This is a genomic window from Dolichospermum sp. LEGE 00240 (assembly GCF_015207875.1).
GTDB classification, from domain to species: domain Bacteria; phylum Cyanobacteriota; class Cyanobacteriia; order Cyanobacteriales; family Nostocaceae; genus Dolichospermum; species Dolichospermum gracile.
The window spans coordinates 1-11,048 of sequence record NZ_JADEVZ010000107.1 but is presented as its reverse complement, the minus strand read 5'-3'; the positions used below and the strand labels follow the sequence as shown (position 1 = coordinate 11,048).

The 11,048-nt window shown below is 38.4% G+C and carries 14 protein-coding genes and 1 pseudogene; 5 read left to right on the top strand and 10 right to left on the bottom strand.

Annotated features, from left to right (window positions below; genetic code table 11):
* The coding region (locus tag IQ226_RS22965; RefSeq protein ID WP_193899246.1) for a calcium-binding protein at positions 1 to 601 on the top strand (601 nt) is incomplete at its 5' end.
* Between the two features lie 233 nt (positions 602 to 834).
* Here IQ226_RS22965 and IQ226_RS22960 read toward each other — a convergent pair.
* Entirely contained in the window at positions 835 to 2,124 is a 1,290-nt protein-coding gene (locus IQ226_RS22960) for a homoserine dehydrogenase (RefSeq protein ID WP_193899248.1), read from the bottom strand.
* A gap of 111 nt (positions 2,125 to 2,235) precedes the next feature.
* Positions 2,236 to 3,567 carry a ferredoxin--NADP reductase gene (gene petH, locus IQ226_RS22955; protein ID WP_193899244.1) on the bottom strand — a complete coding sequence of 444 codons (1,332 nt, stop codon included), beginning with the start codon at positions 3,565 to 3,567 and terminating at the stop codon, positions 2,236 to 2,238.
* Positions 3,568 to 4,625: 1,058 nt separating this feature from the next.
* Here petH and IQ226_RS22950 point away from each other — a divergent pair.
* On the top strand, positions 4,626 to 5,627 hold the full coding sequence (locus tag IQ226_RS22950) for a phosphoribulokinase (RefSeq protein WP_193899242.1): 1,002 nt from the start codon (positions 4,626 to 4,628) through the stop codon (positions 5,625 to 5,627).
* 473 nt (positions 5,628 to 6,100) lie between these two features.
* On the opposite strand, the gene IQ226_RS22945 is transcribed toward IQ226_RS22950, so the two are convergent.
* Both IQ226_RS22945 and IQ226_RS22940 read right to left on the bottom strand, forming a co-directional pair.
* Positions 6,101 to 6,388 carry a CU044_2847 family protein gene (locus IQ226_RS22945; protein WP_228039623.1) on the bottom strand — a complete coding sequence of 96 codons (288 nt, stop codon included), beginning with the start codon at positions 6,386 to 6,388 and terminating at the stop codon, positions 6,101 to 6,103.
* An 11-nt stretch (positions 6,389 to 6,399) separates the two neighbouring features.
* A complete protein-coding gene (locus IQ226_RS22940; protein WP_193899240.1) occupies positions 6,400 to 6,753 on the bottom strand; it encodes a XisI protein in 354 nt (117 codons plus the stop codon).
* A gap of 138 nt (positions 6,754 to 6,891) precedes the next feature.
* Here IQ226_RS22940 and IQ226_RS22935 point away from each other — a divergent pair, with 138 nt between their 5' ends.
* The gene (locus IQ226_RS22935) at positions 6,892 to 7,143 is read left to right on the top strand and encodes a UPF0175 family protein (RefSeq protein WP_193899238.1); all 252 of its coding nucleotides are present in this window, start codon (positions 6,892 to 6,894) and stop codon (positions 7,141 to 7,143) included.
* Positions 7,136 to 7,627, top strand: a complete 492-nt coding sequence (locus IQ226_RS22930) for a DUF3368 domain-containing protein (RefSeq protein WP_193899236.1) — start codon at positions 7,136 to 7,138, stop codon at positions 7,625 to 7,627. The genes IQ226_RS22935 and IQ226_RS22930 overlap by 8 nt, the downstream gene beginning before the upstream one ends.
* A gap of 112 nt (positions 7,628 to 7,739) precedes the next feature.
* Here the strand turns inward: IQ226_RS22930 and IQ226_RS22925 are convergent.
* From IQ226_RS22925 to IQ226_RS25385, 6 genes and pseudogenes are all read right to left on the bottom strand, one after another.
* Positions 7,740 to 7,931: pseudogene (locus IQ226_RS22925) on the bottom strand (hypothetical protein); the annotation flags it as partial.
* A gap of 26 nt (positions 7,932 to 7,957) precedes the next feature.
* Complete coding sequence (locus tag IQ226_RS22920; protein WP_096664140.1) at positions 7,958 to 8,191, bottom strand: type II toxin-antitoxin system HicA family toxin; 234 nt, start codon at positions 8,189 to 8,191, stop codon at positions 7,958 to 7,960.
* Positions 8,188 to 8,409 carry a type II toxin-antitoxin system HicB family antitoxin gene (locus IQ226_RS22915; RefSeq protein WP_096664137.1) on the bottom strand — a complete coding sequence of 74 codons (222 nt, stop codon included), beginning with the start codon at positions 8,407 to 8,409 and terminating at the stop codon, positions 8,188 to 8,190. The genes IQ226_RS22920 and IQ226_RS22915 overlap by 4 nt, the downstream gene beginning before the upstream one ends.
* A gap of 114 nt (positions 8,410 to 8,523) precedes the next feature.
* The gene (locus IQ226_RS26070; RefSeq protein WP_370567219.1) at positions 8,524 to 8,697 is read right to left on the bottom strand and encodes an AAA-like domain-containing protein; all 174 of its coding nucleotides are present in this window, start codon (positions 8,695 to 8,697) and stop codon (positions 8,524 to 8,526) included.
* 13 nt (positions 8,698 to 8,710) lie between these two features.
* Positions 8,711 to 8,863 carry a CHAT domain-containing protein gene (locus IQ226_RS25390; protein WP_228039621.1) on the bottom strand — a complete coding sequence of 51 codons (153 nt, stop codon included), beginning with the start codon at positions 8,861 to 8,863 and terminating at the stop codon, positions 8,711 to 8,713.
* 130 nt (positions 8,864 to 8,993) lie between these two features.
* Entirely contained in the window at positions 8,994 to 9,290 is a 297-nt protein-coding gene (locus IQ226_RS25385) for a hypothetical protein (RefSeq protein ID WP_228039620.1), read from the bottom strand.
* A gap of 307 nt (positions 9,291 to 9,597) precedes the next feature.
* On the opposite strand from IQ226_RS25385, the gene metK reads away from it, so the two are divergent.
* On the top strand, positions 9,598 to 10,839 hold the full coding sequence (gene metK / locus IQ226_RS22905) for a methionine adenosyltransferase (RefSeq protein WP_193899234.1): 1,242 nt from the start codon (positions 9,598 to 9,600) through the stop codon (positions 10,837 to 10,839).
* Positions 10,840 to 11,048: the final 209 nt, after the last annotated feature.

The window sequence follows — 11,048 nt, the reverse complement described above, 5'->3', positions numbered from 1 at the left end:
TACCATGATTGGTGGTACAGGTAATGATTCCTATTATGTGGATAATACAGCAGATATCATCACAGAAAATCTGAATGAAGGAACTGATGTCGTTTTCAGCAGTGTAACTTACACCCTAACCACCAACATTGAAAATCTGACTTTACAAGGAACAACAGCTATTAACGGTATAGGTAATAACCTCAATAATATCATTACAGGTAATACAGCCGATAACGTTCTCACAGGTGGTTTAGGAAATGATACCCTAATTGGTGGTGCGGGCGCTGATACTTTAATTGGTGGCTACGGTAACGATACCCTGTATTTGGGTTTAAACGATAATGCTGTAGATAAGGTTAACTACACTAATGGTGATGCTACAGACACAGTTTATCAATTTGTGCGCGGTGTCGGTGGTGATACACTTAACTTTACAGGTATTACCAATCTTGATGTGATTACATTAGGTACTTCTACATTAGTAAGAGTTGGTGATGGGATTGCTGGTAATCCCGGTTTTGGTACTGGTCAGTTATTAGTGACTTTATCCGGTACACCTGGATTTACTAGCACCAATGCGAATATCAACCTCTTTGGTGGTAATTTCTTGTTCAATTAAAACGAACTTTAGCTAGAAGACAGAGAATTTATTCCCTGTCTTCCTGATTTACATCATCACCCCATGATGTTTCGCTAAAAAACGCAAAAACGCCAACGGGAAAAAAGTGATTTTATGGTGTTGACAAAGAATTTTAAAAATGTTAGTATGAATCTGATAAGGAAGAACTATCTTGTTATTAATCAGTAACAAGACCCCCGACTTTTTTAAGAAGTCAGGGATATTTTTATGTTTCAAAGCACTCGCAACACGCTAGGAATACTATCTATTGATTCCATTGCTTGAATTTCTGCCAAAGCTTGTCTAAAGTCCCCTTCTCGGACAGTATGGGTAACAACGACAATTTCTGCTAGTTCTCCCTGAAAACCAGTTTGCACCACTGATTCTAAACTCACGCCATAATTACCAAAACAAGTTCCCAGTCTACCAATGACTCCCGCTTGGTCTTTGCTGAGGAAACGGGCATAAAACCGGGTTACTAACTCGGAAATGGGGGTAATTTGCGAGTAATGTTGATGTCTACAAGCGAGGAGAGGATTTGGTTTAGCTGTATTAGTTTTCAGAGTAGCGACAAGATTCAAGATATCTGATGATACAGCACTAGCGGTAGCCCCAGCCCCAGCGCCAGGACCGAATAACATCACCTGTCCTATAGGTTCTCCTTCCACAAGAATGGCATTGTAAACACCGTTGATACTAGCTAAAGGATGGGTTTGGGGAACTAGGGTAGGATGAACTCTCACGGAAAGCCGGGAATTATCTTGATCTAAGTGTTGAGCTATCCCCAATAATTTAATCACAAATCCTAATTTAGCGCTGTATGCAATATCTGTTTTTGTAACTTGGCGAATACCTTCGCAATAAACATCATCTCGATTAATTCGGCCATCAAATCCTAAAGATGCCAAAATAGCAATCTTATCTCCGGCATCCAAACCATCAACATCCGCTGTGGGGTCAGCTTCAGCATAACCCAACCTCTGAGCATCTGCTAAGACATCATCAAATTCACTCCCTTCTGTCTGCATCTTGGTAAGGATGTAGTTGGTTGTACCATTGACAATACCCATGATAGCGTTAATGCGATTAACGCTTAAAGATTGCTTCAGGGGTTGAATTACAGGAATACCACCACCAACGGCGGCTTCTAGCAGCACATAGACACCCGCTTGATTAGCAGCGGTGAATATTTCGCCACCAAATCGAGAAATCACGGCTTTATTGGCAGTAACTACGTGCTTACCATTTTTAATAGCTGTCAAGATGAGTGTGCGTGCGGGTTCTAACCCCCCCATCAATTCTACAACTATATCTACGGCTGGATCATTAACAATGGCTTCTAAATCCGTAGTTATCACCTCTGGGGATAATTCTACAGTCCGGAGTTTCGTGAGCGATCGCACCCCCACTCGATATATTTCAATTTCCTGTAACAGTGGATGACGACCTACCTGATCTTGCAACAGTTGTACTGTCCCCGTTCCTACCGTACCTAATCCAAGTATTCCTAATTTAACAGCCACAGATTTTGCACCCACATTAAATTTACATAAAACAATTGTAGGCAGAGCCATCAGCCCTACCTACTAATTATCTGCTTTTAATTTTCCAATGACCAATGACCACTGACCAAATTAGTATGTTTCTACGTGCCAGCGGTGAGCTTTCTTGAGGTCTTTTTGGTAATCACTCCAAACTACACCTTCTTTCGCCGCCGCCGCACTTAAAGCCGCATCAATGCCATCTTCCATACCGCGCAAACCGCAGATGTAAGTGTGGGTTTTTTCGTTTTTAATCAACTGCCACAATTCATCAGCGTGTTCCGCAACCCGGTCTTGGATATACATCCTGCCACCTGCGGGGTTATTTTGTTCCCGGCTGATAGCATAGGTGAGACGGAAGTTTTCCGGATATTTCTCTTGCATTGCTTCCAATTCTTCTTTATAAAGAATATTGGGAGATGTGGGTACACCAAACAACAACCAGGAAAATCCTTTAAATTGATATTCTGGGTTAGCTTTTCTTTCTGCATCCTTAAACATCCGCCACAGGTAAGTCCGCATCGGCGCAATACCCGTGCCTGTTGCTAACATGATCACATTAGCTTCAGGATCTTCCGGCAATAACATTTCCTTACCAACAGGACCTGTGATTTTGACATCATCACCTGGTTTAATTTTAGTCAGATAGGTAGAACAAACACCATAAACCGTTTCACCTGTTTCTGGATGCTTGTATTCTAACTGACGAACACACAGAGATATTGTTTTATCATCTAGATTATCGCCGTGACGAGTAGAAGCAATGGAGTACAGTCTGAGTTTTTCCGGCTTACCATTCTTATCTACACCGGGAGGAATAATCCCAATACTTTGTCCTTCTAAATACCGCAGGTTGCCAGCAGACAGGTCAAACTTGAGATGTTGAACAATCCCAATTCCACCTTCTTTAACTAATGTTTCATTAGAAATACACTTACCAATAAACGGAGCATTAGGACGATAAATGTTCACAGGAACATCAGCATGAGCATCTTTTTTGGCTTTTGCTTGAGTCATGGAGTTGCCTTTCTTATCCTTAGCTGGTGTTTTAGCAAAGCCTTTAGCTTCACTAACATTACTTACAGGTGTGGATTTACCATGTTCATCTTTGTTAGCACTTACTTCAGCCGCGACCTCGCTGCTAACTTTAATGTCAGCAGTTGCTAATTCAACTTTGCGATTGAGTTGCTGTAAAGCTGTAACAGATTGGATACTAACAATTTTACCGCCTAGGCGAGTGATCCGTCGCATTTCTTGATTCATGCGGTTGTAAGGTACTCTGATGAATACACTGCCACTTCTACGAATTTGGTAGTTGGTTTGATCAGTTTCTTCAACCTGACGCAGACCCACCACTTCGTAAACGAAGACGCGGCTACCTGATTCTATATTGGCAGCACCCTCAACAGCACCTTGATTGTACATTCCTTCTAACACTCCGATATTTACTTAACCGTTTATCAAAAAAAAATCATTCCCATCCTTATGCGAGCTTTAGTTTACCGGATTTTCGGATCACAAAACTAGCCATCTGGGAAAACGACATCATTTATGATGATGCCTTGCTCAGTACACTCGCCCAAGACCAGTAGGCATGGCAAAAAACACACCTGTTCACCTTCTAAATTAGAGGATAAGTCTTTGCGAGAATGTTAATAGTGAATCACTTTAATCTTTTTTTCTCGAACTACATAGTTTTAGGCTTGTTGATCAAATATTCTACTGCATATTGATCCTGCAAAAATCCTGGGTTTGCAAAAAAAGCTTTTTGATTTCTAAAACTACCAGTACCATCTTACCATGACGGTGCAGTAACGGACTTTATTAATAATCAATTTTATATAGGACTCCTATTTGATTTTTAAACAAGACTCAATAGGTATCAATTTTATCTTTCCTGTTCCCTTTTCCCTGACCACACAAGTAAATTCACAGAATCAAACCGGATTCCTATAGGTACAGTACATTCCAGGTAAATTAAGTCCAGTGTTAAAAAGTGTTAAAATAATACATGAATTTAGCGTAGTGCGAGTTGAGCCATACGCCACGCTGTACTATCAAATACTCACAAGCTTTCTTCCTTCTTCCTGACTGGTAACAGAGGGACTTGTACTGAGTTTGTCGAAGTAAGCCGAAGTGCTAACTCCTATTTTCTCTCAAATCTAAAAAAAATGTATCATCTATGGCAGAATGTTAAACAGATAATTGCTAGGGAACTAGATTCGTTCTTAAGGTAAATCTTGTGAGAGTACACCCCATTCTGCTAAAATCTAGTACAACACTAAGATTAAATACTTACCAGCCATAAAATTAGGCTAATTAGGACGAGTAACTGCTATAGGCGTACAAGTTATTTGTTGAAATCTGTCATCGTTATGCTGGATAGCTAGAAGTAGGACAATACCGTTGGGGTAAGCTCCTAGATTCAAAATCTGCTGTGAGAAAAATTATTGATTGACACATTTAGTATTTAGAGGGAATTTATGACTAAGCCGGAACGCGTGGTACTAATTGGAGTAGCCGGAGACTCTGGGTGCGGTAAATCTACGTTTTTGCGTCGGTTGATTGATTTATTTGGCGAAGAATTTATGACAGTTATCTGTTTAGATGACTATCATTGCCTAGATCGTAAACAACGCAAGGAAACAGGCATAACTGCACTTGACCCTAGAGCAAATAATTTTGATCTAATGTATGAGCAAATCAAAGCTCTTAAAGAAGGTCAAGCAATTCACAAGCCGATTTATAACCACGAAACCGGCATGATTGATCCACCAGAATGGATTGAGCCAAATCATATTATCGTTGTAGAAGGACTACATCCCCTATATGACGAACGAGTAAGAGCGCTTCTAGACTTCAGCGTTTATTTTGATATCGGCGATGAAGTCAAAATTGCTTGGAAAATCCAACGGGATATGGCTGAAAGAGGTCACCGCTATGAAGATGTTCTAGCACAAATCAATTCTCGTAAACCTGATTTTGAAAAATTCATCGAACCACAAAGAGAATTTGCTGACGTGGTTCTGCAAGTATTACCCACAAACTTAATTAAAAACGATACAGAACGTAAAGTTTTGCGGGTACGGATGTTACAACGGGAAGGTAAAGAAGGCTTTGAGCCAAGTTACCTGTTTGACGAAGGTTCAACAATTCAGTGGACTCCTTGCGGACGCAAACTGACCTGTTCTTACCCCGGTATGCAGCTTTACTACGGTACTGATGTTTACTATGGTCGTTACGTCTCTGTTTTAGAAGTAGACGGTCAATTTGATAACCTCGATGAAGTAATTTACATTGAAACTCATTTAAGCAAAACATCCACCAAATATCAAGGTGAGATGACTCACTTGTTACTACAACACCGTGAATACCCAGGTTCTAATAATGGTACTGGTTTATTCCAAGTATTGACAGGGTTGAAAATGCGTGATGCTTATGAGCGATTGACAGCTAAAGAAGCAAAACTAGCAGTCCAAGTCTAAAACAGCAGTTTGTGTCAAAGATTGGGGGGAACAGTTGAATATGTTCCCTCTTTTTCTGTCTGAATCAGGATTTCCAGGATTTGAGGATTTGCAGGATGGTTATTTGGATATTGTTTGATTGTGGCAGAATTAAGTGAATATTTTGTCTGAATCAGGATTTCCAGGATTTGAGGATTTACAGGATTGTTATTTGCATATTGTTTGATTGTGGCAGAATTAAGGATTATGATGATAAGTGGAAAAGAATAAGCTGTCGTGCATTTAGTTTGTATAATTCTACCGGGCAAGATGCCCGCACTACAAAGTTCAAGTAAATTATGGTTATCAAATTTAGCTGCGTAACAGCTTATCTAGTAAATGCCTAAAATAAACAACATTCTCTAAACACTATAAATTGCGGAAGATTCCTAGACTAATTCAAAAATAACATCCTGTAAATCCTTTAATCCTGGATATCCTGATTCTGACAAAATTTATTTCTGATTAAATTTACATTTAACGGTAATTTTGATATTACTGCTGGTTTCTCCTGTAACAATATAAGGGATTCCTGTCATTCCTCCGACATTCACCCCAAATTCTAAGGTAACTTCAGAAACTTCGGCTAAAGCTAAATCTTTGAAGGATTGAATAATATGTTTTGAATAGGATTGAATAGTTTTTTGGAGTTTGTCTCCCTGTTCTTTAATATTCAGTTTTTCATTCAGTTTTTCTAAGAGGATGTTTGAAAAGTTTCCGGCGATTAGAAATCGCTTCCTCAAATCTGCTTTTTTTAAGCAGTGGCAAATTCTGTTAAACCGCGTTTACTGGGATGATGGAAACCTAAAACAATATCGCTTTGGGGTATTCCGGCTGATAGCAAATCATCAACAACACATAAATTAGTTGCATCTTCTTCTACCCAAACTTTACCGTTTTTGATGCAAAGATAGATGATAATATGCTGTATTTGTTTTTTGTCATCCCAGCCAAACCGAAACCAAATATATTGATCTCTGTTTTCATCAAAAGCTAAACGTTCACTAGCCTCAATTTCCCCATTTCTAACATTTTGAGGATTACTCATTTCGTAATATTCTGTCAATATGTTTTTGATGATATTACGATATTGTTCTAGGTTATCCATTTGGCATGATGCAACTATTGAGTTATAATTTAATTATGACATCTAATGCCACGACAAAAGCGCGATTTAATACAAGCACGAGGTCGGGAACTATATCTTACAGAGCTAACCTGAAACCTATTAACTAACTATAACACTATGAGTAGCGTATCCTTAGAAATACCTGAAGAAGTTTTAATTAGTCTCAAAGAAACCCCAGAAAGTTTATCTAGGGAAATATCAATTTTAGCAGCAGTCAAACTGTTTGAACTTGGTAAACTGTCATCAGGAAGGGCAGCACAATTAGCAGGAATGTCACGGGTAGAATTTTTAATGTCTTTGGGACGTTATCAAGTTTCACCTTTTTCTTTAACTTCTCAACAGTTAGAACAAGATGTGAACAATGCCTAATTCTCCAGTTGTTGTTAATACTTCTCCTCTATTGTATCTGTATCAAGTTGGCTGTTTAGAATTACTGCAAAACTTGTATACTAGAATTTTAACTCCTCCTGCGGTAATACAAGAACTAGCAGTTGGCAAAAATCAAGGGATTAATGTACCAGATATTAATGCTATTGAATGGATTTCCATTACTCCAGTAAAATCAATCAGCTTAATTCTTGCTGTTATAGATTTAGGACAAGGAGAAGCGGAAGTTTTAGCTTTAGGATTGGAAAATCCTGGCAGTTTATTGATTTTTGATGACCAATTAGCTAGACGAATGGCTAATATATATAAATTAAAATATACAGGAACACTTGGGGTTTTAGTAAAGGCGAAAAAACTTGGTTATTTGTCCTCTGTTGCTTCTGTTATTACAATGCTACGGGAACAAGGAATGTGGTTGACAGATAATATTATTAATGATGTCCTCAGATTAGCTGGAGAATCTTAATCAGTTGATTTGAGATAAATTTAAGACTTTTAACTTTTGACTTCCGTTAGGTGGTTGTGCTAGGTATCGAATTTAAATTTCTCTTCAATTTCTTTAATTTCTCTTAACAGTTAAGTCGTTTCATTGTTTGAACTCTTAAAGAAGATTTACCCATTTGTCGGGATTTTAAAACATAACAAAATTCTCGCTTTTTTATAGCTTGATATAGTTCATTATCGGCTTTCCTGGTAACATAAGTAGGAGCAGAAGCTGGGAGCGAACCACCTACTTGATATTCATAATTCACTGAGTCTAGATTTTCCATTTTTATTTCCTTGCAAAATACCAAAATTAAAGATTTTGTAAGTGTTCATTAAAATTATCAACAGTTAATTCAATTTCTTTTAAAATTTCTCTTAACAGTGGTCTTGCTAAATCTCTCCCTTGATGATTAGGTACAGTTGTTGTTCTTCCATCGGAATGACGATAAAACACATGACTTCCTTTTTGTCTAACTACGGAAAAACCCAACTTTATTAAAAGTTGATTCAGCGTTTTATAGTTAACAATAGGTAAGCGACTCATGAAGCCACCTCAATTTGTTGAATACCGATAAATTGAGGTAATTGACTTAAATCTTCTTGAGATTCTTCCAAACATAATTCTAAGACTTCTTTTAAATTCTGTTGTAATTCGTCTAAAGTCGCTCCTTGAGTATGAACTCCTCGAATAGCGGGAATAATTCCTACATATAATTTGGTATCGGCATCATATTCAATATAAGCGGTGAAAATTTTAGTCATAATCTTAAATTAGGGGGGGTTAAGATCCCCGACTTCTTCCTTGATGATGTCAATCAATTATAAACCAATGTCAGAAGTCAGGGATCTACTTTGTTATATTTTAAATGACATCAATTAATCTTGCAAGCGATCGCCAAAATAAAGCCGATATAAATTACATAGTGGAATCACCTTATTACCTTTATTCACATCCAAAGAAATATAAACTTCCTGAGAATGGGAAAGAACTAATCTCAGTTTTTGCCAAGTTTCATTATTTTTGCCTTTTTCATGCCATGAACGTAACATAGTGAAAAATTCATCAAATTGATTGTCCTGCAAATAAAGTATCGTAGAAACCAATAGCAAATTGTTTAGCGGCTTGATCACCAATTTTTTGATTCATTCCGACGACATAATTAACACAAGGATAAATACCTTCTGCTTGTACATCTGAATAACAAGCATTGAGCATTGAGGTAACTGTTCACACTCCCCCCTATCTTTAACGAGAGATCAAGGGTTTCGATAATTTTAGAGGGGGGGGAGTGAATAACTACGCATTGAGAAAAACACAATCAATAAAAAAGATTTCTTGTAATGCTTTAAACAATTTGGCTAAAGGAGCAACTTTGACTAAAAAGGCTTCTCCATTCATTATCTGCCATTAAAGCTAAACCCTGTTCTCCTCCACCATGTCCTGAGAAATGCAGAATATCTGGCTTATGACCTAATAGGGTACGACGAAGTTCTTGAGGACGGACTGCCTCTTCTACAATAATTGTAAATTGTTCACCGTTGAGCGATCGCTCCCAAGCACTTTTAATTTCCCTCACTTCCTCACTTACACGCAACGGTTTTGTGTTTGTGGGGTTAGCGGTCAAAATAAGAATTCTTTTCATCACCGTCGTTTTGTGAAGATATTACGAATACTGTGTATATGAAGTATTGTATCCTTTATAGTTACCAAAACCGTAACGGTGATCCAATCTCAGGTTACTGAGGACTTTTCTGGTAGATACTCTCAACAACAAGATCCCCGACTTCTCAAAGAAGTCGGGGATCTGAGTGCCTCTTGTTATACATATAAGCCTTTAAACACTGGGATAAAAGATACTTATTCCAAAAACTGTAAATATTGTTATGATTTCAGAAATTAGTAACTGATGTATCTCATCAGTGAAAACATTCTTTCAGGAGGAAATCCCTTTGTCTCGACGCTATTTATTTACTTCCGAGTCAGTTACAGAAGGTCATCCCGATAAAATTTGTGATCAAATTTCGGATACCATTATTGACGCGCTATTAGCAGAAGACCCTAATAGCCGTGTGGCAGCAGAAGTTGTAGTTAATACTGGTTTGGTGCTAATTACTGGAGAAATTACCACTAAAGCTCATGTTAATTACGTCAATCTTGCCCGTAAAAAAATTGCGGAAATTGGCTATACTGACGCTGATAATGGCTTTTCTGCGGATAGTGCCAGTGTTCTAATTGCCTTGGATGAACAATCAGCCGATATTGCTCAAGGTGTGAATATTGCTAAAGAGGCCAGAACTGAGGATAGTGAAGAGCTATTCGATAAAATTGGTGCCGGTGATCAAGGTATCATGTTTGGTTTCGCTTGTAACGAAACACCAGAACTTATGCCTTTACCTATCAGTTTAGCGCACCGCATTGCGCGAAGATTGGCAGGAGTTCGTAAGGCTGGTATTCTTCCTTATTTGCGTCCTGACGGTAAAACCCAAGTTACTGTGGTTTATGAAGATGGCAAACCTGTGGGTATTGACACCATCTTAATTTCCACCCAACATACAGCTACCATTGGTGATATTAGCGATGATGCTGGAGTACAGGCTAAGATTAAAGCTGACCTGTGGACAGAAGTAGTAGAACCTATATTTGGCGATATTACTGTGAAACCCAATGAGGCAACAAAGTTTCTGGTTAACCCCACCGGTAAGTTTGTGATTGGTGGACCACAAGGAGATTCCGGTTTAACAGGTCGGAAAATTATTGTTGATACCTACGGTGGTTATTCTCGACATGGTGGCGGGGCTTTTTCTGGAAAAGACCCCACTAAGGTAGACCGCTCTGCGGCTTATGCGGCTCGTTATGCAGCGAAAAATATTGTTGCGGCTGGGTTAGCAGAAAAATGTGAAGTGCAGCTAAGTTACGCCATTGGTGTAGCACGTCCTGTGAGTATCTTTGTTGATACTTTTGGTACAGGTAAGGTTGATGATGAAATTCTGTTGAACTTGGTCAAGGATAACTTTGAACTCCGGCCAGCGGGAATTATCCATGTGTTCAATTTACGTAACTTACCAAGCGAAAGAGGCGGACGTTTTTATCAGGACGTTGCAGCTTACGGTCATTTGGGAAGAACGGATTTGGATTTACCTTGGGAACACACTGATAAGGTGGATGTTTTAAAGAAAGCGGCCTTTGCTTAATCAGTTAGTTTAATACCCAGACTCAATTTGAGGTTATAGACGGTTTAATTATCTATAGCCTCTTTTTTGGAGTTTCCTAAGTTACAGCAGTTTGAGATCAAACGCGGTACAAAGATGGTAAACTTTAAAGATGTAAAAAAAAGAAAATAATTGAGATATATGGCAGCAGCATATTCGACTGATATAAGACAAAAAATATTAAGTGCTTG